A 22,018-nucleotide genomic window follows, 5' to 3' on the forward strand; every position below is an offset into this window, starting at 1 on the left:
GAGCAGTGTGGCGAGGATAGCTCCTCGCCACAGCAACGCTTACTGAACGTTTTTCAGCTTGACCACGTCGCCGGATACCGAAGTGGTGTAACCGGTCAGGACCCAGGCCCAGAACCAGTTTTCCTGCACTTGGGTGTTGATCATGGCGTCGCCGCCCTTGGCCTTGATCGCCGCATCCTGGGCGCGCACGAAGCGGTTGTTCTGGCGAATCGGGATGAAACCGAACAACAGCAGGCCGGTGGCCTTGGCTTCACTGTGACCGACAACGGTGTACTGGCTGCTGTCGTACTGCTGGGTCTTCATTGCGGTACCGGTGCAACCCGCCAGGACCAGGCCCAACAATGCGCCGGCGATAACTTTGCTGAAATGCTTCATCAACTACTCCATGGGATAACGCCCGGGATCCATCTCTCGGGCGGCGCGTACTCTACCCCATCGACCTCAAATTGACATCAGTCACGCCAACCCGCAAAAACGCCGGCAAGGCTCGATGCAGAGCCATCCGTCAGGTGCCCCTCCAGCGAAACAGGCCTGGGTCGATAACATGGACACTGTGCCATGGAAGGCAAATTTGCCATTACGGTCGAGACCACGGCCGACTCCATGGGAGTACCCGATCATGATTGACCTGACTATCTGGAACATCACCCTTCCCGTGCAGACCCCGGCGCAAGTGGTGCACACCAAGGCCATGCCGAGCCTGCAGAACAAGTACTTCAACCGCAGCGGCGAACGCATCGTGTTCTGGGCGCCGGTGACCGGTTCCCATACCGGCAAGAGCGAATTCCCACGCTCCGAGCTGCGGGAAACCAGCAAGGATGGCAAGCTGCGCAACTGGCGCTACAACAGCGGCATCAATACCCTCAAGGGCACGCTGGCGGTGAACCAGGTGCCTTCCGAAGGGCGCGTGGTGGTGGCGCAGATCCACGCCAAGGATGCCCCTACGCCGCTCTTGAAACTGGTGTACCGCTACGCCAAGGGCAAAGGCAATGTCGATGTGGAATACCGGGTCAAACCCAAGGACAAGAAGAGCCCGGTGCTCTTCAGCGTGCCGAACGTGGCCCTGAACAAAGCCTTCAACTACTCGCTGCAGATGGACAAGCAAGGCAAGCTCACCGTACTGGTCAACAACGTCGGCAAGCAGGTGAAGCTGGACTCGTCCTGGCACCCCTATAACTTTTACTTCAAGGCCGGTGTCTACACCCTGGACAATGTCGGCAACTCCAATGAAGGCGGGAAAGTGACCTACACCAAGCTGGACGTCAGCCATAAATGACCGACGTCCCGCCCGGCCTCATGCCTTCGAGGTCGCCGTCAGCGCTTGCCGGCCACTGAAGGTCAGCAGGAAGAACACCAGCACCACCAGCGCAAAACCGGCCGGGAACAGCCAAATGCTGTTCCAATCGTGGCCCGCCTCCACGACGAAGCGATCGGTCACCTGCCCCGCCACCCAGAAGCCGATCAACATCCCCACCCCATAGGTCGCCAGGGTGATCAACCCCTGGGCCGAACTGCGCAGGTGCTTGGGCGCCTTGGCGTCGGTGTAGATCTGCCCCGAGACGAAAAAGAAGTCGTAGCAGATGCCATGCAGCGCGATGCCGGTGAACAGCATGAACGCCAGGTCCCCGTTGTTACCGTAGGCGAACAACACATAGCGCAACGTCCACGCCAGCATCCCCACCAACAGCGCCAGCTTGATGCCGAAACGTTGGATGAACAGCGGCAACAGCAGCATGAACAGCACTTCGGAGACCTGCCCGATGGCCATCTTCGCCGTCGGGTTGGACATGCCGGTTTCGGCCAGGAACGGATTGGCGTTCTGGTAGTAGAACGCCAGGGGAATGCAGATCAGGATCGAGGCGATGAAGAACACCAGGTAGCTGCGGTCCTTCAACAACCCCAACGCGTCCAGCCCCAGCAGTTGCCTGAAGCTGTCACCGCCGGTCTGCTTCTCCAGAGGCGCCGTGGCCGGCAGCGTGAAGCTGTAGAGTCCAAGGGCAAGCGATGCAACGGCCGCCATCAGGAAGGTGTTGCGCAAACCGCCCGCAGCGATGGATTCACGCGAGTCCCAGGCGAACACAAAGCTGATCACCACCCCCGCGACGATCCAGCCCAGGGTGCCCCAGACCCGGATACGCGAGAATTCCATCGCCGGGTCGCGCATCTGGCGGAACGCCACGGAATTGACCAGGGCCAGCGTTGGCATGTAGACCACCATGTAAGCCAGCACATACGGATAGAACGCGCTGAACTGCGCCGCCGAATACAGCTGGTACAACAACACCGCCCCGATCAGATGCAACACCGCCAGGATCCGCTCGGCATTGAAATAGCGGTCGGCGACCAGCCCGATCACCAACGGCGCGATGATCGCTCCCCAGGACTGGGTGGAAAATGCCATACCGATCTGCCCACCGTTGGCACCCAGGGTGCTGGACAGAAACGTTCCGAGGGTGACGAACCAACCACCCCAGATAAAAAACTGCAGGAACATCATCACGCTCAGGCGTGCATTCATCGTGGTCATGACCGTCACCGTTTTATTTGTTGTTCTTGTGATCCATTGGAAGCTGGCCTATCTGTGGAAGCGAAACCTGTGGGAGCAAAGCTTGCTCGCGATGAAGTCAATGCGGTTCTGCTGGAGACCAGGCTGCCCTTATCGCGAGCAAGCTTTGCTCCCACAGGTTCTGCTCCTACAGGTTTTGCTCCCATAAGCTTTGCTCGGTTACTGCGGCAACCCCAACAGCCGTCGATTGGAGGCCTCATCCGCCGTGACGCCGGCAAAATCGTCGAACGCCTTGCGGGTCTTGCTGATCATGTGCCGCTGGATGAATGCCGCGCCCTCTGCCGCACCCTGTTGCGAATCCTTCAGGCAGCACTCCCACTCCAGCACCGCCCAACCCTTGAAATCGTATTGCGTCAACTTGCTGAAGATCGATTTGAAATCGATCTGCCCATCACCCAGCGAACGGAACCGACCAGGGCGATCCACCCAGCCCTGATACCCGCCATACACGCCGGAACGGGCATCGGGACGGAACTCGGCGTCCTTGACGTGAAACATGCGGATGCGCGCATGGTAGCGATCGATGAATCCCAGATAGTCCATTTGTTGCAGCAACAGATGGCTCGGGTCATAGAGAATGGCCGCCCGTGGATGATGGTCCACCGCTTCCAGGAAGCGTTCGAACGAGGCGCCATCGTGCAGGTCTTCGCCGGGGTGGATCTCGTAGCACAGGTCGACGCCGGCCTCGTCGAAGCAGTCGAGAATCGGCAACCAGCGCCGGGCCAGTTCGGCAAAGCCTTGCTCCACCAGCCCTGATGGACGCTGTGGCCACGGGTACATATAGGGCCACAGCAGCGCACCGGAAAAAGTCGCGTGGGCCTGGAGGCCCAGGCGTTGGCTGGCGCGAGCGGCCAGCTTCAGTTGCTCGATGGCCCACTCGGTGCGCGCCTGGGGTTGGCCGCGCAAGTGAGCCGGGGCGAAGTCGTCGAACAGCGCGTCGAAAGCCGGGTGCACCGCCACCAATTGACCTTGCAGGTGCGTCGACAACTCGCTGATCTCGACGCCAGCCTGGGCGCAGATGGCTTTCAATTCATCGCAGTAATCCTGACTTTCGGCAGCCCGGGCCAAGTCGATATAACGCGAGCCCAGGGTCGGCAATTGAATGGCCCTGTAGCCCTGCGAGGCGGCCCACCCGGCGATGTTCGCCAACGTGTCGAACGGCGCCTCATCGGACATGAACTGGGCCAGGAAAATCGCCGGCCCGCGCAGGCCTTCCGGGGTTTGATCGACGATACTCACAACAGCGATTCTCCGGTGTTCAGCGCGGTCCACTTCGCCTCGCCACGATGGTTGATGACGGCGGCCTCGATAAACGCCATTGTGCGCAAACCCGTCTCGATGCCGGGTACTCCAGGCACGTCGGGCCCTTCGACATGTGCGCGAATGGCACGGGCGAAGTCACCATAGAGGTTGGCCATGGCTTCCAGGTAGCCCTCCGGGTGCCCGGCCGGCAGGCGCATGCGACGGGTCGCCGCTTCGCATAGCCAGGGCTGACCGACACCACTGCGCAGGATGCGCAGGGGCTGGTCGATGGCGCGATGGATCAGGCTTGTCGGCTCCTCCTGGCGCCATTCCAGGGCACCTTTATCGCCATAGACACGGACCTTCAGCGGGTTCTCTTCACCCGTGCAGACCTGGCTGGCAAGCAACACGCCGCTGGCGCCGTCCTGCATCCTGAACAGCATGGCGACGTCGTCATCGAGTTGCCGGCCCGGAACATGGGTGCCCAGCGTGGCGCAAAGCTCCTGGATCGGCTGGTCCGCGACGAACTCCGCCAGGGAAAACGCATGGGTGCCTATGTCACCGATGCATCCACCCAGCCCGGACCGTGCCGGATCGTCGCGCCACTGCGCCTGTTTGTTGCCTTGAGCGGCGAGGTCCTGGCTGAGCCAGCCTTGGGGATACTCGACGAATACTTTGCGCACCTTGCCGATCACGCCCGAGCGCACCATCTCACGGGCCTGCCAGACCATGGGATAGCCAAGGTAGGTGTGGGCCAGACCATAGAGGCAGCGGCTGCCTCGCAGATCGTCTTTGAGCGCCAGCAACTCCTTGAGGTCCAGCGCGGCGGGTTTCTCGCTGAAGACATGGAAGCCGGACTTCAATGCCTGGCTGGCAATCGGGGCATGGAGGTGATTGGGCGTGACGATCACCAGCAACTCCATGCGTTGATCCAGGGGCAACATCGCTTCGGCATCAAGCATCTGTTGCCAGTCCTGATAGCAACGGGACCCGGTCAACCCCAGGGAGGCGCCGGTCTGCCGGTTGTTATGGGCATCGCGGCTGAACGCACCGCACACCAGCTCGAAGCCGCCATCCAGGCCCGCGGCCTGGCGATGGGCCTGGCCAATGAATGCGCCCTCTCCACCGCCTACAAAGCCCATTCTTATTTTCCGTGCCACAGGGTTCATCGCGACGCGCTCATGTTGGAGTTGATGACATGTAACCGGTTACATCACGACGAATCTAGGCCCTGTTCTGCGCACTGTCAAACCCGATGCGTGCATGCATGGGCGTTTGTGAGGCGGGCAACCTGCGGTAAGCTCCTCAGCCGTGTGCCCCATTTGCGGCGCAGTATCGAGGTGCGATTGTCCAACATTCGTGAAGTGGCGCGGCTGGCCGGCGTTTCAGTGGCCACAGTGTCCAGAACGCTGAAATCCCCCGAGCGCGTCTTGCCCGAGACTCGGGAAAAGGTCAATGCGGCGGTGGAACAGGCCGGCTATCGACCGAACCTGATGGCCGTGCAGTTCCGTTCCCGGCGAACCGGAAACCTAGTGATCCTGGTGCCGAAGATCGCCAACACCTTTTTCGCCCGAGTGATCAGCGGTGCCCAACAGGCAGCGCAAGCGTCGGGTTATCGATTGCTGTTGTGCGACACCCAGGGTCGGGAAGATATCGAGCAGGAATTCGCCGCGCTGGTCTATGCACACCAGGCCGATGGGGTGATCCAGTTGCGGGCAAGCGACCCCTTCGTCTCGCTCCCTCCCGGCACCGATGCGCTGCCGCTGGTCAATGCCTGCGAGGTGGTCAAGGACGCCCCCTACCCGACCATCAGCCTGGACAATCGGGCCGCTGCCCGAGCCATGACCGAACACTTGCTCAGCCTGGGTCACCACCGTATCGGCATCATCAAGGGCCCACGTAGCAGTCCCCTGACCCTGGACCGCGTCGCCGGCTATGAAGACGCCTTGCGTCACGCCGGTATCGCCATCGACCCTGGCCTGATCTGCCACGGCGACTTCACCCTGAGTGCCGGTTACGAAGGCGCCGGGGTGATGCTGGGGCTGGCCGAGCGGCCCAGTGCGTTGTTTTGCGAGAACGATGAGATGGCCATCGGCGCCCTCAAGCGCATCAGGCAGATGGGCCTGCGAGTGCCCGAGGATATTTCGTTGGTGGGCTTCGATGACATCCCGTTCGCGGCCTATTGCGACCCGCCGTTGACCACCATTTCCCAACCGGCCGAGGCTTTTGGTCAGAAGGCGGTGGAGATGTTGATTGCGCGGATAGAGAACAAGCCTGTTGCGCAACGGCATGTGTTGTTGCCGTTCGAGTTGACGGTGAGGGGCAGCACGGCGCCAATGGCGAGCGAGCGAACTCCCCCGCCACCATGATCGGCGCAACCTGCAATCAGGCGAACGTCGCCCCTCGGGTATTCACGAACAGCGAATACAGCGAGTGACTGCCGGCCATAAACAACCGGTTACCCTCTCGCCCGCCGAAGCAGACGTTGGGGCAGCGCTCGGGCAGTGAGATGTGCCCGATGGCCTTGCCATCGGGGTTGAACACCCGCACACCATCGAGCTTTTCCAGGTCGGCCTTGGGGTCGCCGTTGCCGCCCCAGCCGCACCAGAGGTTGCCACTCTCGTCGCACTTGATCCCATCGATGGCGGCGTAATCCAGGCCTTCGATGTGCTTGCGCCGTTCGCCCAGGGAGCCGTCGTCCTTGACGGTAATCGCCCAGATCAAACGGTTGGGCTTGGCCCGCCCCTCCACCACATAAAGGGTCTTCTCGTCCGGAGAGAAACACAGGCCGTTCGGTCCCGCCAGGTCGTCGATCACCCGGCTGACCTTGCCGGTTTCGCCGTCGATGCGATACACCGCGTGGGGTTGGGCAGGCGTGACCTTGTGCCCTTCGTAATTGTTGCCGGTCTGGAACGGTGGGTCGGTGAACCAGACCGAACCGTCCCGCTTGCAGACGATGTCGTTGGGTGAGTTGAAGGGCTTGCCCTCGAAACTGTCCGCCAATACGGTGATGCTACCGTTGTGCTCGGTGCGGGTAACGCGCCGGCCCTCGCTCGACGTCGTAGAGCCCTCGCAAACCAACAGCCGCCCCTGGCGATCGCGGCACATGCCGTTGGAGAAATTGGCATGCTCGCGGTACACCGACAGGCCGCCGGTGACTTCATCCCAACGCACGATGCGGTTGTTGGGAATATCGCTGACCAGGAGATAGCGACCGTCGCCAATCCACACCGGCCCCTCCGCCCAGCGCAGGCCGGTGGCGAGTTTTTCCACGCTGGCGTTGAAAATGCGCAGGTCCATGAAGCTGGGGTCGAGGATGTTGACCAATGGATCCGGATAACGCTGGCTCAGCGGTTCTGCCTGGGCGAACCCCGGCAGATTGCCCAGAGTGGTGGCCGCCGCCGAAACCACCAGGGATTTTTTCAGGAATACCCGGCGGCCCTGATCGGCAGCGGTTGCAGTTTGCGAAGCATCCATCATGACTTTCTCCGTTAGTTATTATTGGACGGGGACGACAGTTTTACTCCGTGATAAGACATCGTACAAGAATATGTTTTCGGTACACTTTTGGAAGAAAGCGCACAGGACCAGTCCTGCCTTACGATCATGAAAAGCCCTTTATTCAGCGCTTTGCCTGACTTGTTCCTCTTCGCGGGATACGGTACAAACTCAGACAAGTTGTACGACCACAATATAAAAATATTTGATCGAAGCCCCTTTTGGCTTCGGCGACTTGTCTTGGGAACACTTGCCATGACCCGCTCCAGTGCCCTACCGGATACCCCCACTCCGCTTCCCCGCCATCTCGCGGTGCTTGTCCTGTTATGCATGGGCTGCGCCTTTGCCGGTAACCATGTCGCGGCACGGGTCGCATTCGACGACGGGGCCGGCGTGTTGCTGGCGATCCTGATGCGCTCGGGCGGAACGCTGTTGGTGCTGGCCATGATGGTGCTGTGGCAACGGCAGAACCTGCGTCTGCCAGCCGGAGCCTGGCGCTGGCAATTGACGCTGGGCCTGTTGATCGGCGCCCAGAGCCTGTGTCTTTATTCGGCGGTGGCGAGGGTGCCGGTGGCGCTGGCGCTGCTGGTGGCCAATGTCTTTCCGATCCTGCTGGCCTTATTGACTTGGGCACTGGGTGGGCCCCGCCCGACCGCACGCACCGCCGCGTTGATGGGGATGATCCTCGTGGGCCTGGTCTTCGTGCTGGAGGTGCCGACCCGGCTATCGTCCGAGCAAAGCGTCGGCCCGCAATGGCTGCTGGGGGTGTGCCTGGCGTTCTGCGCCGCCTGCGTATTCGCCTGCGCGCTGTGGATCACCGATCACAAGTTGTCCCAAGCGCACGGTTCCGTGCGCAGCCTGCTGACGATTGCCATCGTATTCAGCAGCGTCAACCTTGCCGGCCTGACCGGCGCCCTTCCCGGTGGTTTCGACCTGCCGGCCACCAGCACCGGTTGGTTCGCCCTGGCGACCCTGGTCGTACTCTATGGCACCGGCTTCATCGTGCTGTTCATCTCCATCCCCCGTCTGGACATGCCGCGCAATGCCCCGGTGATGAACATCGAACCGCTGGCGACCCTGCTGATCGGCTGGCTGGTGCTGGATCAGATGCTCAACCCGGGCCAGGTGCTCGGTGGCGCTATTGTGGTGACTGGAATCGTGATGTTGACTTATCGCAAGACCAAGCGTGTCGAGGCCGCGGTGGCTGATGCCACGGACTGAAGGCTGAAGCTGAATCCGTAGGAGCAAGGCTTGCCCGCGATGCTGACGAGGGGATTTCCCGGGAGACCGAGGTGTCTTCATCGCGGGCAAGCCTTGCTCCCACAGAGCCTTGTTCCAGCAGAGCCTTGCGCTTACAGGACCTTGTTCTCACAGTACTTTCAGCTCAGCAGCCTCTGCCGCTTTGAAACTTGTTTTCAAACCCAAAGTCCTAGCTCAGCCCTGAAACCTCGCCTGTCGATAGCGATGCGTTTTCCGGTGGGTCGGCGCCAGTCCTGGCGCCCAGGCATTTTCCTCCTGAGCCGTTCGCATCATGCGCCACACTGTTCGCTCCTGCCGTTTCGTTTCGCTCTGCTTCATCCCCTTGTTTGCGCTGTTCACCAACCCGGCCCATGCCCGAGGCGAAGGGCAATTGGTGGACGCCATCAATGACTACCGCAGCCAATCCCGTCGTTGTGAATGGCGCACCGTGCGTGCTTCCAGGCCACTGGTGCTGCGCTCGCGCCTGGCCTTGCCTATCGGCTTTCGCGGCGGCCTGCGCGAAGCCCTCAAGGACGCCGGCTATCAGGCCCAGACTGTGCGCAGCATCCGCCTGACCGATGCGCGGGATGCCGATGAAGCGTTCGAGATGCTGGCGGAAGAACATTGCTCGACGCTGCTGGACAGCCAGTATGCGGACATCGGCGTCAATCGGGTCGGCGATGAGTGGCGAGTGGTCCTGGCGCAGCCCATGGGTGGCGCTCCGGTAAGCGACGCCTCCTCGACGGGCAAGTCGTTGCTGGCCCAGGTCAATGCGGCGAGGGCCCAGTCCCGCTTGTGCGGGCGCCAACGCTTCGCCGCCGCCCGGCCCCTGAGTTGGAACGCGGCACTGGGAACCGCAGCCCAGGGACACAGCCGGGCAATGGCCCGCGGCAATTATTTCGCCCACCGCGACCCGGACGGCCGCTCCGTCGCCGACCGTGCCAAGAGTGCCGGTTATCGTGGTCGAAAATTTGGCGAAAACATCGCCGCCGGCCAAGGCTCACCGAACCAGGCCATGCGGGATTGGCTGGCGAGCCCAGGACATTGCGCCAACCTCATGAACCCGATGTTCACTCAGATGGGCGCCGCATACGCCACCGAGTCAGACAGCGACGCAGGGATCTACTGGACGATGGTGTTTGGCGCGCCGTGAAATGGTCTCCTCACAGTCCCGGGCTGGATCAGAAGTGAATCTCTCCCGCCGGCACCACATCGACCCGTGACACCGCGCCGCTGAGGCGGCCCAGACGGTTGTTGTGGTTGGCGATGATCTGCTCCGCCGCCAGGCTACCGTTGTCCACGGTGGAGTGGGCATCGGCAGCCAGGACCACGTCGTACCCCAAGGCATGGGCCTGGCGCACCGTCGCGTTGACGCAGTAGTCGGTCTGTAGGCCGCAGATCACCAGGCGATCGATACCCCGGGCTTGCAGCAACGGTTGCAGGTCGGTCTGGTAGAAGGCATCCGGCGTGGTCTTGCGCACGTTCAGGTCATCCGCCGCGGTCAGCAGGCCGTCGGCCAGTTGCCAGGCGGCGGAGCCATACAGCAGCGAGCCTTGCAGCTCCTCGTGCTGGATCAGGATCACCGGCACGCCAACGGCCCTGGCTTTGGCGCTGAGGTCGTTGATGGTCCGGATCACCCGTTGGCTTTCGAAGCATTCCTCCTCGCCGGCGCACAGTGCGCTCTGGACGTCGATGATCAGCAATGCGCTATTCATGGTGCTCCCTCTGCAACTCAATATCCCAACGATAACCCGGTGTTGCGGCGTGGGTCGTTGGCACCGTAGAAACGGTTCTTGCCCACCGGCTTGCCGCCCAGCGACGGAGCCCCCACCAGGATCGCGGCAATGTGGTTCGGATCCTGGGGACCGGCGAACTTATGCCCCCAGCTCTCAAGGATTTTACGAGTGTCGGGGCTCGCCGCGAAGGTTTCCAGATTGGTCTCCTCGGGCATCCACTGTTGATGGAAACGCGGGGCGTCAACCGCTTCCTGCAAGTTCATGCCGTAGTCGATCACGTTGAGGATGGTCAGCAATGTCGCAGTGATGATGCGGCTGCCGCCCGGTGTTCCCACCACCATCACGGTCTTGCCGTCCTTGGTGACGATGGTCGGGCTCATGGACGACAACGGCGCCTTGCCTGGGGCGATGGCGTTGGCTTCGCCTTGCACAAGACCGTACATGTTCGGCACGCCGACCTTGGCGGTGAAGTCGTCCATTTCGTCGTTGAGGATCACACCGGTCTTGCTCGCCATCACACCGGCGCCGAACCAGTCGTTGAGGGTGTAGGTGACCGAAACCGCGTTGCCCCACTGGTCGACGATGGAATAGTGAGTGGTATTGCTGCCCTCATGAGGCGCCACGCCGGGTTTGATCTTCTGCGAGTCCCCGGCCTTTTGCGGTTCGATGGCGGCGCGCAGTTTGGCGGCGTATTGCTTGTCCAGCAGATGATCGATGGGGTTCTGCACGAAGTCCGGGTCACCCAGGTAGCTGTTGCGATCCACGTAGGCGTGGCGCATGGCTTCGATCTGGTAGTGCATGGCCTGGGCCGAATGGAAGCCCAGGTCCTTCATCGGATAGCCGTCGAGGATATTCATGATCTGGCACAGCACCACCCCGCCGGAACTGGGAGGCGGGGCCGAAACGATGTGGTAGCCACGATAATCGCATTCCACTGGCGCCAGCTCGCGGGTCTTGTATTTGTCCAGGTCGGCCTGGGTAATGATGCCTTTGTTGGCCTGGCTGGAGGTGACCAGCGCATCGGCGACCCAGCCTTTGTAGAAGCCATCGGCGCCCTTGGCCGAGATCTCCCGAAGGGTCCGGGCGAGGTCCTTTTGCACCAGTTTCTGGCCGACCTGCATCGGCTCGCCGTTGTGCAGGAAGATCGCGCCGGAGTCGCGCATGTCTTTCTTGAACACATCGGTGGCGGTTTCCAGCAGGTCCACATCGCCCTGTTCCAGGGTGAAGCCTTCCTCGGCCAGACGGATCGCCGGGGCGATGAGTTCGGCGCGGGGCTTGCTGCCGTACTTCTTCAACGCCAGTTCCATGCCGGAAACGGTGCCGGGCACCCCGACCGCCAAGTGTCCGCGAGTGCTCAGATCAGGGATGACATTGCCATCCTTGTCCAGGTACATGTCGGCCGTGGCCGCCAGCGGCGCTTTTTCGCGGAAATCCAGGAATGTCTTGCGCCCATCGGCCAGTTGCAGGGTCATGAAACCACCACCGCCCAGGTTACCCGCGGCCGGATACACCACTGCCAGGGCATACCCCACCGCCACCGCCGCATCCACGGCATTGCCACCGTTCTTGAGCACGTCGACGCCCACGTGGGTGGCCAGATGCTGAGCCGTGACCACCATGCCGTTTTCGGCGGCGACCGGCGCCTGGGAGGCGGCTTGCACGTAGAAACAGCTGAGGGTCAGGGAGGTGGCCAGAAGGGTTCGGGCAAGGCATTCGAACTTCATGAGTCGGTCTCTTCTTGTTTTTAATAGGTCACGGATCGCATCAAGAGCATCAGGCAGTATGGCTTGGTTTACGTAATCCGCCCGTTCGCGGTTGATCGCATGACGCCACCCTAACCTTTGGGATAGGCTCTGGCGGATCACTTTCACGTATAAGGACATCACCGATGACGCTGCGAATCGAACGCACGGACGCCCCCACCGACGAGGAGCGCCAGGCCATCCTCGCCCCGCTACGGGCCTACAACACGGCAAAGACCGGGGGAACGTCACCGGAACTCGTCGCCTGGCTGGTGCGGGACGAACACAGCAACGACATCGTCGGCGGGCTCTACGGCCGGGTGTTTTTCAGTTGGCTGTATATCGAGCTGTTGGTGGTGCCGGAACAGGCACGCGGCCATGGCACGGGCTCGACCTTGATGCGAATGGCCGAAGAGCTGGCCAGGGAGAAAGGCTGCGTGGGTATCTGGTTGGACACCTTCGACTTCCAGGCGCCGGAATTCTACAAAAAGCACGGTTTCACCGAGTGCGGTCGGATCGACGATTACCCGTCGGGGCATCAGCGCTTCTTCTTCCAGAAGCGCCTGGCGCCCGCCGATTGAAACCGGCTCCCAAAGGGTTGATGTCAGCCTGGATATTCCAGCTGCAGATCAATCCTTGTGGGAGCGAGCCCTGCTCGCGATAGCGGGCGACCCGGTCATCCGCCTAGAGACAAGTCGCCAACGCCGCCAACCGGCGCTTGGCCACGAAATCATCGTGCCGTGCGTAATAGTTCAGCGTCGTGCCCTGCGCCCCGCTCTCCAGGTCGACAAACGATTCGGCGGAGCGGGTATACACCGTCGAGCCGCCTTTCTTGCCCGGTTGCAGGTAAGCTCCGGCATCCACGCCAAACACCGCTTCGTCCTGCCAGGAAAACTGCACACACTGGGCCACGACCTGTTCCGGTTTGTCCGAGGTCATCGTCTTGTAAGGGGCTTGAGTCCGGGCGTGTTCCATCGCCGAACCCGCGCAGCCGGCCAGCAGGGTGGTGGCCAGGACCACCGTCAACATTCGCATTGCGTTCACTCATCGAGAAAAAGCGGAATGTAGCACTTTGGCCCCCCTGCAATCGCCCCTGCGCCCATAAAGCTTTATCATGGCCGCAGTTTTGCTGATCGGGTCTGTCATGAAGTTCGCCATTGCGCTGTTTTCCGCCGCCCATGCGCCCTCCTCGCGCCGCGCCCTTCTGTTCGCCCAGGCCGCGTTGGCCGGCGGGCATGAAATCGTCCGACTGTTTTTCTATCAGGACGGCGTCCATAACGCCGACAGCGGCGTCGTCACGCCTCAGGACGAGGCAGACCTGCCCCGGCAATGGCGCACCTTTGTCACCGACAACCAGCTCGACGGCGTAGTCTGCATTGCGGCAGCCTTGCGACGCGGGGTACTCAACGATGAAGAAGCCCAGCGCTACCAGCGTTCAGCGGTCAGCGTCGAGGCCCCCTGGACACTGTCCGGGCTGGGCCAGTTGCACGATGCGATCCAGGACGCCGACCGCTTGATCTGTTTTGGAGGCGCATAATGGCCAAATCTCTATTGCTGATCAGCCGCCAGGCGCCCTGGTCGGGACCGGGCGCACGGGAAGCCCTGGACATCGTGCTGGCCGGCGGCGCATTCGACCTGCCCATCGGCCTGCTGTTTCTCGACGACGGGGTGTTCCAACTGCTCGCGGGCCAGAACGCCAAGGTTGTCCAGCAAAAAGACCTGAGCGCGAACTTGCAGGCGTTGCCGATGTTCGGTGTCGAAGCGCTTTTCGTCTGCGCCGACAGCGCCACCCAACGGGGCGTCGACACCGAGACCCTGGCCCTGGATGATCTGAAGGTGCTGACCGCTCAGGACATCACCGCCCTCATTGACCGTTACGACCAGGTGATCACCCTCTGATGTCGACTTTGCATGTGTTGTCTCATTCGCCCTTTGGCGACCAGCGCTTCACCAGTTGCCTGCGGATCCTGGGGGCGCAGGATGCACTGCTGCTATGCGGCGACGCGACCTATGCGTTGCAAGCTGGCAGCGCACCGTTCGAAAAGCTGCAAGGCAGCAACTTGAATCTGTTCGTGCTGGCCGAAGACCTCCAGGCCCGAGGCCTGCACCTTCCAGACTGGGCCGAAGCCGTTGATTACCCTGCCTTCGTCGAGCTGTCGATCCGGCATGACAAGGTCAACACGTGGTTATGAATGTACTGAACGTGGGCGACCGCGCCATCACGCTGGACAAAGACGGCTACCTGGCCGACCTGAACGACTGGTCGGCCGATGTTGCCAGTGCGCTGGCTACCGCCGAAGGCATCGAGTTGAGTCCCGAACACTGGGAGATTCTCGAACTGTTGCGCGGCTTCTACGACGAATTCCAGCTCTCCCCCGCGACCCGGCCCCTGATCAAGTACACCGCCCTGAAACTGGGGGCGGACAAAGGCAACAGCCTGCACCTGAACCGACTGTTCAAAGGCACCCCCGCCAAACTCGCCGCCAAGCTGGCGGGCCTGCCAAAACCGACGAACTGCCTATGACCGACTTCCCATCGCTGACCCTCCAGACCCCGGCCGAACATCCTTTCGCCCAGTTCGTACGCATCCTTGGCAAAGGCAAGCGCGGCGCCCGCAACCTGACACGTGAAGAAGCCCGCGAGGCCATGGGCATGGTGCTGGACGAGCAGGTCGAGGACACCCAACTGGGCGCCTTCCTGATGCTGTTGCGGCACAAGGAAGAAAGCGCCGAGGAAATGGCCGGTTTTACCGAAGCCCTGCGCGAGCGCCTGGTCGTCCCGGCACTGACGGTGGACCTCGACTGGCCCACCTATGCCGGCAAGAAGCGCCACTTGCCGTGGTACCTGCTGGCCGCCAAGTGCCTTGGGCAAAACGGCGTGCGGATTTTCATGCACGGCGGCGGCGCTCATACGGCGGGCCGTCTTTATACAGAACAGCTGTTGGGACTTCTGCAAATCCCCCTGTGCCGCGACTGGCAACAGGTGAGCGCCGCCCTGGACCACGGCGGCCTGGCCTTCATGCCCCTGTTGGACTGGGCGCCGCAAATGCAGCGCATGATCGACCTGCGCAACACCCTTGGCCTGCGTTCACCGATCCACTCCCTGGCGCGGATTCTCAACCCGCTGGGGGCTCGTTGCGGGCTGCAAAGTATCTTCCACCCTGGCTACCAGGCGGTGCATCGCGAGGCCAGCGGCTTGCTCGGCGACACCGCCATCGTCATCAAGGGCGACGGCGGCGAGATCGAAATCAACCCGGACGCCGACAGCTATCTGTACGGCACCACGGGCGGCGTGAGCTGGGACGAAGAATGGCCACGGCTTTCGGAGCAGCGCCACGTCAAGCCGGAAAGTCTTGATCCCGACCATTTGAAGGCGATCTGGCGTGGAGACGTTGAAGACAGCTACCCGCAACTGGCACTGATCGCCACGATGGCTTTGGCCCTGCGCGGCCTGGCCCTGACCCGCGAAGAAGCCTTCGACCGCGCCCGCCTGTACTGGAGTGCCCGCGATAGATCGATTTAATCGATCATCAACGCCCAACCTTTGCGCTTTTTGTTCGAACCTATCGGAATAGACTCGTCTCCAATGTTTATAGGTCGAGGAGATCGAGATGGGTTTGTTAGTCAAAGGTCGCTGGCAGGATCAGTGGTATGAAAGCAAGGACGGCACTTTCCAGCGCGAACAGGCGCAACGTCGCAACTGGATCACCGTCGATGGCAGCGCCGGCCCCACAGGGGACAGCGGGTTTGCCGCCGAATCGGGACGCTACCACCTGTATGTGTCTCTGGCCTGCCCCTGGGCCCACCGCACGCTGATTTATCGCAAGCTCAAGGGCCTGGAAGACTTGATCGATGTCTCGGTGGTCAGCTACCTGATGCTGGAAAACGGTTGGACCTTCGACAAGGCCCACGGCTCCACCGGCGACAAACTGGACGACCTGAGTTTCCTGCACCAGCGCTATACCAGCGACACGCCGGACTACACCGGCCGCGTCACCGTGCCCGCCCTGTGGGACACGCAGCGCAAACGCATCGTCAACAACGAATCGGCGGAAATCATCCGCATGTTCAACAGCGCCTTCGACGGCCTGACCGGCAACGATCTGGATTTCTACCCCGAACACCTGCGCAGCGATATCGATGCCCTGAACGAGCGCATCTACCCAGCCGTGAACAACGGTGTCTATCGCGCCGGGTTCGCCACCACCCAGCAAGCCTATGAAGACGCCTTCGATCACTTGTTTACCGAACTGGACCGACTGGACGGGTTACTGGGATCGAAACGCTACCTGACCGGTGAATACCTTACCGAAGCCGATATCCGCCTGTTCACGACACTGATCCGTTTCGATGCGGTGTATTTCGGCCATTTCAAATGCAACCTGCGCCGCATCGCCGACTACCCGAACCTGTCGAACTGGCTGCGGGAGCTGTACCAGTGGCCGGGCATTGCCGAGACCGTGGATTTCACTCATATCCAGCGTCATTACTACGGCAGCCACAAGACCATCAACCCGAATGGGATCGTGCCCAAGGGGCCGTTGCAGGATTTCACGGTTGCCCATGATCGGGGGCGGTTGAGTGGGAAAGGGATTTGGCGGGGTTGAGAACTGTTCCTGAAAATTTGTTGTAGCTGAGAGCCCTTTCGCGAGCAAGCCCGCTCCCACATTGGATTTCGTTCAGCCGGAATATCAAGGCCGACATCAATCCCCTGTGGGAGCGGGCTTGCTCGCGAAAAGCGCGACGCGGTCTTTCTAGACCTGCCCCTGCGCCCCCTCAAACCACGCCAGCTTCTCCCGCAACTGCACCACTTCCCCGACGATCACCAGTGTTGGCGCATGAACCTCATGCTCCGCCACCAGTTGTGGCAGGTTCGCCAGGGTGCCGGTGAAGACCCGCTGGTTGGACGTGGTGCCTTGCTGGATCAACGCCGCCGGCGTATCCGCCGCGCGACCGTGCTTGATCAGCTCGTTGCAGATCATCGGCAGGCCGACCAGGCCCATGTAGAACACCAGGGTCTGGGCCGGGGACACCAGGTCTGCCCACGGCAAGTCGCTGCTACCGTCCTTGAGATGGCCGGTGATGAAGCGCACCGATTGGGCATAGTCACGATGGGTCAGTGGAATCCCGGCATACGCCGCGCAGCCACTGGCGGCGGTAATGCCCGGAACGACCTGGAACGCGATGCCATGGGCCGCCAGCTCCTCGATCTCTTCGCCGCCCCGACCGAAAATGAACGGATCGCCGCCCTTGAGCCGCACCACGCGCTTGCCCTGGCGGGCCAGGTCCACCAGTTGCTGGTTGATCTGATCCTGGGGCACCGCGTGCTCGGAGCGGCGCTTGCCGACATAGACCCGCTCGGCGTCACGTCGGCACAACTCCAGGATCGCCGGCGCTACCAGGCGGTCGTAAAGCACCACGTCCGCCTGTTGCATCAGGCGCAAGGCGCGAAAGGTCAGCAGATCAGGGTCACCGGGCCCGGCACCCACCAGATAGACTTCGCCTCGGGCCTCCGGTGCCTGGCCGTCGATTTTCTCGCGCAACAAGCGTTCGGCCTCGGCGCCCTGCCCGGCCAGTTGCCGGTCGGCAATGGGACCCTGAAACACGTCTTCCCAGAATGCCCGTCGTTGCTGCACATCCGGAAACAACCGTTTGACCTGACTGCGAAAACGCGCCGCCAGCCCGGCCAGCTGACCATAGGTAGAGGGAATCCAGGTCTCCAGCTTGGCCCGGATCAACCGGGCCAGCACTGGCGCATCGCCGCCGCTGGATACCGCGATCACCAGGGGCGAGCGGTCGACAATGGCGGGGAAGATCACGCTGCACAGGGCCGGCGCGTCCACCACGTTGACGGGCACGCAACGCTTATGGGCATCGGCCGACACCTGGGCATTGAGCGGTTCGTCGTCGGTGGCGGCAATGATCAGGGCGCAGCCGTCCAGGTCCGTTTCGAGGTATCCACGCAGGACGCATTCACCCCCGCTGCCACGGACCAGCTCCTGCAACTGCGGCTCGATTTCGGGTGCGACCACCCGCAGCAACGCGCCGGCATCGGCCAGCAGCCGGGATTTGCGCAAGGCAATTTCCCCGCCGCCCACCACCAGCACGCGGTTACCGCGCAGGTTATGGAACAGTGGCAGATAATCCATTTAACCGATGACCTCGATGCCGCCCATGTAGGGCTTCAACACCTCAGGCACGCGGATCGAACCGTCGGCCTGCTGGTAGTTCTCCAGTACGGCCACCAGGGTGCGGCCCACCGCCAGGCCCGAGCCATTGAGGGTGTGGACCAGTTCCGGCTTACCGGTCTCCGGGTTACGGAAACGCGCCTGCATGCGGCGGGCCTGGAAATCCCCACAGTTGGAGCACGAGGAAATCTCGCGGTACTTGTCCTGGCTCGGGATCCACACTTCCAGATCGTAGGTCTTCACCGCGCTGAAGCCCATGTCGCCGGTGCACAGCGCCAGGGTGCGATACGGCAGTTCCAGCAGTTGCAGGACCTTCTCGGCGTTGGCGGTCAGGCTTTCCAGTGCTTCCATGGACTTCGAAGGTTCGACGATCTGCACCATCTCGACCTTGTCGAACTGGTGCTGGCGGATCATGCCGCGAGTATCACGACCTGACGCCCCGGCCTCGCTGCGGAAGCACGGCGTGTGGGCGACGAACTTGATCGGCAACTGCTTGGCGTCGATGATCTCGCCAGCAACGATGTTGGTCAGCGACACTTCGGCGGTCGGGATCAGGTACAGATCGGCTTCGCCATCGCGGCCGATCTTGAACAGGTCTTCTTCGAATTTCGGCAACTGACCAGTGCCCTGCAGGGCCGGCGCCTGGACCAGATAGGGCGTGTACGTCTCTTCGTAGCCGTGCTCGGTGACGTGCAGGTTGATCATGAACTGGGCCAGGGCGCGATGCAGGCGGGCAATCGGTCCGCGCAGCAACGCGAAACGGGCGCCGGACAGCTTGGCGGCGGTTTCGAAGTCCAGCCAGCCGAACTTCTCACCCAGGGCCACGTGTTCCTGCACCGGGAAATCGAAAGTCTTCGGCGTGCCCCAGCGACGCACTTCGACGTTGCCGTCTTCATCTTCGCCGACCGGCACAGACTCGTGAGGCAGGTTCGGAATGCCCAGCAGGATCGCATCCAGCTCGGTCTGGATCCGGTCCAGCTCGATCTTGCCGTTGTTGAGTTCGGTGCCCATGTTCTCGACGTTCGCCATCAACGGCGCAATGTCTTCGCCGCGTTGCTTGGCCTGGCCGATGCTCTTGGAGATCGCATTACGCTCGGCTTGCAGCCTTTCGGTCAGGGTCTGGACGCTCTTGCGCTGCTCTTCCAGCGCTTCGATGCGCGCGACGTCGAGGGCGAAGCCACGGGATGCCAGGCGGTCCGCTACGTCCTGAAGGTTGCTACGTAACAGTTTGGAATCGAGCATGTCGGTCTCTCGTTTAGATTAGTTTGGTCAGGGACAGGCCAGCCCAGGTCGCGAGCAGCCCGCCGAATACGCTGGCAGCCGCATAGCCCAGGGCCAGCGGCACCTGCCCGCTTTCCAGCAGGCGCACCGTATCCAGTGAAAAGGACGAAAAGGTCGTCAGGCCGCCAAGGAAGCCGACGATAAGCCCCGCGCGCACTTCGACAGGCACTTCGGGACGAATCAGAAACAGACCGTATAGAACGCCGATCAGCAGACAGCCCACGATATTAACGGTCAGCGTCGCGGTATAGAAGTGCCGTGGCCAATTTGCGTTGACCCAATTACCGGCGGCAAAGCGCGCCAAGGTGCCGACAATGCCACCAGCGGAAACTGCAAGTATCAGAGGGATCAAGGCTTTCTCCGCTGCCGTGGGCTCAGGCGATCCAATTGCGCCAGGTGGTTGAGTTTTTCACCGATCTTCAGCTCGAGGCCACGGGGCACCGGTTGATAGAACGACTGGGGTTCGAGTTCTTCGGGGAAATAGTCTTCGCCGGCGGCGTAGGCGTCCGGCTCGTCGTGGGCATAACGGTATTCTTCGCCATAGCCCAATTGCTTCATGAGCTTGGTTGGCGCGTTGCGCAGGTGCAGCGGTACCTCGAGGGAACCATGCTCGGTGGCGCTGCGCATCGCCGCCTTGAAGCCCATGTACACTGCGTTGCTTTTTGGCGCGCAGGCCAGGTAGGTGATGGCCTGGGCCACGGCGAGCTCACCTTCGGGGCTGCCGAGGCGCTCCTGCACGTCCCAGGCCGCCAGACAGAGGCTCAGGGCTCGCGGGTCGGCATTGCCGATGTCCTCGCTGGCCATGCGCACCACCCGTCGCGCCAGATACAACGGGTCGCAACCGCCGTCGATCATTCGCGCGAACCAGTACAGCGCTGCGTCGGGGTTGGAACCCCGTATGGATTTGTGCAGCGCGGAAATCTGGTCGTAGAACGCCTCGCCCCCCTTGTCGAAGCGCCGACGGGTATCGCCCAGCAGGCTTTGCAGCAGCTCGATACCGATCTCGCTGTCGTCTTCGGCCAGGTCCGAAGCGTTCTCCAACAAGTTGAGCAACCGACGGCCATCGCCATCGGCGGCGGACAGCAGCATCTGGAAACCTTCATCGCTCAAGCGCAGCTTGCGCTTGCCCAGGCCCCGCTCCTCGGTCAGCGCTCGCTGCACCAGCTTGCGCATGGCCGCCTCGTCGAGGCTCTTGAGGACATAGACCCGTGCTCGGGACAGCAAGGCGTTATTGAGCTCGAAAGAAGGGTTTTCAGTGGTGGCGCCAATGAAGATCAGCGTGCCATCCTCGACGTATGGCAGGAAGGCATCCTGTTGTGACTTGTTGAAACGGTGCACTTCGTCAACGAACAAAATGGTGCGCTTGCCGTACTGCCCGGCCTGTTGCTTGGCCACTTCCACCGCCTGGCGGATTTCCTTGACCCCAGCCAGCACCGCCGACACCGTTTCGAAATGAGCATCCGAGACTTCCGCCAGCAGCCGCGCCAGCGTGGTCTTGCCAACGCCCGGCGGCCCCCAGAAGATCATCGAATGCAAGGCCCCCTGCTCCAGCGCTTCGCGCAAGGGCTTGCCGCGAGCGAGCACATGCTCCTGGCCGACATACTCATCCAGATTGGTCGCCCGCAAGCGGGCGGCCAATGGCTGGGCAATCGGGGCGCTTCGAAACAGGTCCATCACTACCTACCAAACCTCCGCTGAATCCTGCTGCCAATCCTCTATGTCAGAGCAGATCTGTGGGAGCAAGGCTTGCCCGCGATTGCATCGCCTCGGTCTCCCAGATGCACCGAGGTGTCCGTATCGCGGGCAAGCCTTGCTCCCACAGGCCATCTCCCACAGGGGGCCGGTGTTTATTCCTGGATGACGTCGGCACCCTTCGGGATGTCGAACTTGAACTTGGACGCAGGAATACTCTCGTTGGCCTTGACCCCGGTGAACAGAATGTTGGTGCGCTGGCCGACACTGTCGATCAACTGCATGTCATTGACCAGGCCATTGCGGAACGACAGGCGCAGGCTGTCGAACAGGCTGTCCTTGGTCTTGGGCTTGAGGGTGAAGTCAATCACGCCGCCCGCTTCCCTGGCACTGATGTCGAAGCTCTGGCTGATCTTGGAAATGTCGCCCGAAAGCAGCAACGCCGGGGTCTGGGTCAGGCGTTGGTCGAGCGTCTTGATGGTGACCTGCTCCAGGTCCGGGTCCCACAGGGAGACTTTCTGGCCATCGGAGACCATCAGTTGCTCGGCCGGTGCATCGGTGTGCCAGTAGAACAGCCCCGGACGCTGCAGGGCCATGTCACCGGCAGTTTCCTGCAACTGAGTACCGCTGCCGTCGAGGGTCAACTGGGAGAAACGCGCGGTCAGGGTCTTGGACCCTTCCAGTAACTGGGTCAGGCGAGCTACATCCTTTTCAGCGGCATGAGCCGACAAGGTGGTCAGGGCCAGTACGGGCAACAGCAACATGCGAATCAGGCGCATGGGAGTCCTCATGAAGTCGTGGGGGGCGAGTGGCCTGCTGCCAGGCCGCTCAGGTC

24 protein-coding genes are annotated in these 22,018 nt (G+C 61.9%); 11 read left to right on the forward strand and 13 right to left on the reverse strand.

Translation table 11 applies throughout. From position 1 onward, the window contains the following. Positions 1-39: 39 nt before the first annotated feature. Entirely contained in the window at positions 40-375 is a 336-nt protein-coding gene (locus AD666_RS23705) for a hypothetical protein (RefSeq protein WP_053157693.1), read from the reverse strand. 244 nt (positions 376-619) lie between these two features. On the opposite strand from AD666_RS23705, the gene AD666_RS23710 reads away from it, so the two are divergent. Next, on the forward strand, positions 620-1,276 hold the full coding sequence (locus AD666_RS23710) for a polysaccharide lyase family 7 protein (RefSeq protein WP_053157696.1): 657 nt from the start codon (positions 620-622) through the stop codon (positions 1,274-1,276). Between the two features lie 18 nt (positions 1,277-1,294). Here the strand turns inward: AD666_RS23710 and AD666_RS23715 are convergent, their stop codons facing one another. The 3 genes from AD666_RS23715 to AD666_RS23730 all read right to left on the reverse strand — a co-directional run bounded on the left by AD666_RS23715 (position 1,295) and on the right by AD666_RS23730 (position 4,977). Next, complete coding sequence (locus AD666_RS23715; protein WP_053157699.1) at positions 1,295-2,527, reverse strand: nucleoside permease; 1,233 nt, start codon at positions 2,525-2,527, stop codon at positions 1,295-1,297. A 198-nt stretch (positions 2,528-2,725) separates the two neighbouring features. Further along, positions 2,726-3,742 (reverse strand): sugar phosphate isomerase/epimerase family protein, encoded by a 1,017-nt coding sequence (locus tag AD666_RS23725; protein WP_371259629.1) that lies wholly within the window; start codon positions 3,740-3,742, stop codon positions 2,726-2,728. Positions 3,743-3,801: 59 nt separating this feature from the next. Further along, entirely contained in the window at positions 3,802-4,977 is a 1,176-nt protein-coding gene (locus AD666_RS23730) for a Gfo/Idh/MocA family protein (protein ID WP_053157708.1), read from the reverse strand. Between the two features lie 177 nt (positions 4,978-5,154). Between AD666_RS23730 and AD666_RS23735 the strand changes: the two genes are divergently transcribed. Beyond that, complete coding sequence (locus AD666_RS23735) at positions 5,155-6,177, forward strand: LacI family DNA-binding transcriptional regulator (protein WP_053157711.1); 1,023 nt, start codon at positions 5,155-5,157, stop codon at positions 6,175-6,177. A gap of 16 nt (positions 6,178-6,193) precedes the next feature. On the opposite strand, the gene AD666_RS23740 is transcribed toward AD666_RS23735, so the two are convergent. After that, positions 6,194-7,285, reverse strand: coding sequence for an SMP-30/gluconolactonase/LRE family protein (locus AD666_RS23740; protein WP_053158854.1), 1,092 nt, complete (start codon positions 7,283-7,285; stop codon positions 6,194-6,196). A gap of 276 nt (positions 7,286-7,561) precedes the next feature. Between AD666_RS23740 and AD666_RS23745 the strand changes: the two genes are divergently transcribed. Further along, positions 7,562-8,527, forward strand: coding sequence for a DMT family transporter (locus tag AD666_RS23745; RefSeq protein ID WP_053157714.1), 966 nt, complete (start codon positions 7,562-7,564; stop codon positions 8,525-8,527). Positions 8,528-8,837: 310 nt separating this feature from the next. Then, a complete protein-coding gene (locus AD666_RS23750; RefSeq protein WP_053157717.1) occupies positions 8,838-9,698 on the forward strand; it encodes a CAP domain-containing protein in 861 nt (286 codons plus the stop codon). 28 nt (positions 9,699-9,726) lie between these two features. Here the strand turns inward: AD666_RS23750 and AD666_RS23755 are convergent, their stop codons facing one another. Both AD666_RS23755 and ggt read right to left on the reverse strand, forming a co-directional pair. Further along, a complete protein-coding gene (locus AD666_RS23755) occupies positions 9,727-10,260 on the reverse strand; it encodes a cysteine hydrolase family protein (RefSeq protein WP_053157720.1) in 534 nt (177 codons plus the stop codon). 17 nt (positions 10,261-10,277) lie between these two features. Further along, the gene (gene ggt, locus AD666_RS23760) at positions 10,278-12,005 is read right to left on the reverse strand and encodes a gamma-glutamyltransferase (RefSeq protein ID WP_053157723.1); all 1,728 of its coding nucleotides are present in this window, start codon (positions 12,003-12,005) and stop codon (positions 10,278-10,280) included. A gap of 164 nt (positions 12,006-12,169) precedes the next feature. On the opposite strand from ggt, the gene AD666_RS23765 reads away from it, so the two are divergent. Next, positions 12,170-12,604, forward strand: a complete 435-nt coding sequence (locus AD666_RS23765) for an N-acetyltransferase (protein WP_053157726.1) — start codon at positions 12,170-12,172, stop codon at positions 12,602-12,604. A 103-nt stretch (positions 12,605-12,707) separates the two neighbouring features. On the opposite strand, the gene AD666_RS23770 is transcribed toward AD666_RS23765, so the two are convergent. Then, positions 12,708-13,058 (reverse strand): hypothetical protein, encoded by a 351-nt coding sequence (locus AD666_RS23770; RefSeq protein WP_053157728.1) that lies wholly within the window; start codon positions 13,056-13,058, stop codon positions 12,708-12,710. Positions 13,059-13,167: 109 nt separating this feature from the next. On the opposite strand from AD666_RS23770, the gene tusD reads away from it, so the two are divergent. From tusD to AD666_RS23800, 6 genes are all read left to right on the forward strand, one after another. Continuing rightward, on the forward strand, positions 13,168-13,560 hold the full coding sequence (gene tusD, locus AD666_RS23775) for a sulfurtransferase complex subunit TusD (protein ID WP_053158857.1): 393 nt from the start codon (positions 13,168-13,170) through the stop codon (positions 13,558-13,560). Beyond that, positions 13,560-13,922, forward strand: a complete 363-nt coding sequence (gene tusC / locus AD666_RS23780; RefSeq protein ID WP_053157731.1) for a sulfurtransferase complex subunit TusC — start codon at positions 13,560-13,562, stop codon at positions 13,920-13,922. The genes tusD and tusC overlap by 1 nt, the downstream gene beginning before the upstream one ends. Continuing rightward, positions 13,922-14,215, forward strand: coding sequence for a sulfurtransferase complex subunit TusB (gene tusB / locus AD666_RS23785; protein ID WP_053157734.1), 294 nt, complete (start codon positions 13,922-13,924; stop codon positions 14,213-14,215). Before tusC ends, tusB begins: the two co-directional genes overlap by 1 nt. Next, the gene (locus AD666_RS23790; RefSeq protein WP_053157737.1) at positions 14,212-14,547 is read left to right on the forward strand and encodes a TusE/DsrC/DsvC family sulfur relay protein; all 336 of its coding nucleotides are present in this window, start codon (positions 14,212-14,214) and stop codon (positions 14,545-14,547) included. The genes tusB and AD666_RS23790 overlap by 4 nt, the downstream gene beginning before the upstream one ends. Continuing rightward, positions 14,544-15,545, forward strand: coding sequence for a glycosyl transferase family protein (locus AD666_RS23795; RefSeq protein WP_053157740.1), 1,002 nt, complete (start codon positions 14,544-14,546; stop codon positions 15,543-15,545). The genes AD666_RS23790 and AD666_RS23795 overlap by 4 nt, the downstream gene beginning before the upstream one ends. Positions 15,546-15,633: 88 nt before the next feature. Then, positions 15,634-16,629 (forward strand): glutathione S-transferase family protein, encoded by a 996-nt coding sequence (locus AD666_RS23800; RefSeq protein ID WP_053157743.1) that lies wholly within the window; start codon positions 15,634-15,636, stop codon positions 16,627-16,629. A gap of 147 nt (positions 16,630-16,776) precedes the next feature. Here AD666_RS23800 and cysG read toward each other — a convergent pair whose 3' ends face one another. From cysG to lolA, 5 genes are all read right to left on the reverse strand, one after another. Further along, complete coding sequence (gene cysG, locus AD666_RS23805) at positions 16,777-18,171, reverse strand: siroheme synthase CysG (protein WP_053157746.1); 1,395 nt, start codon at positions 18,169-18,171, stop codon at positions 16,777-16,779. Next, on the reverse strand, positions 18,172-19,452 hold the full coding sequence (gene serS / locus AD666_RS23810) for a serine--tRNA ligase (RefSeq protein ID WP_053157749.1): 1,281 nt from the start codon (positions 19,450-19,452) through the stop codon (positions 18,172-18,174). It lies immediately after the preceding gene. Positions 19,453-19,465: 13 nt separating this feature from the next. Beyond that, positions 19,466-19,843 (reverse strand): fluoride efflux transporter CrcB, encoded by a 378-nt coding sequence (crcB, locus tag AD666_RS23815; RefSeq protein WP_053157752.1) that lies wholly within the window; start codon positions 19,841-19,843, stop codon positions 19,466-19,468. Beyond that, positions 19,840-21,165 (reverse strand): replication-associated recombination protein A, encoded by a 1,326-nt coding sequence (locus AD666_RS23820; RefSeq protein ID WP_053157754.1) that lies wholly within the window; start codon positions 21,163-21,165, stop codon positions 19,840-19,842. Before AD666_RS23820 ends, crcB begins: the two co-directional genes overlap by 4 nt. Before the next feature lie 173 nt (positions 21,166-21,338). Then, positions 21,339-21,962, reverse strand: coding sequence for an outer membrane lipoprotein chaperone LolA (gene lolA, locus AD666_RS23825; RefSeq protein WP_053157757.1), 624 nt, complete (start codon positions 21,960-21,962; stop codon positions 21,339-21,341). Between the last annotated feature and the right edge of the window lie 56 nt (positions 21,963-22,018).

The sequence above is a fragment of the Pseudomonas sp. Pf153 genome (genome assembly GCF_001269775.1).
Taxonomy (GTDB): domain Bacteria; phylum Pseudomonadota; class Gammaproteobacteria; order Pseudomonadales; family Pseudomonadaceae; genus Aquipseudomonas; species Aquipseudomonas uvaldensis.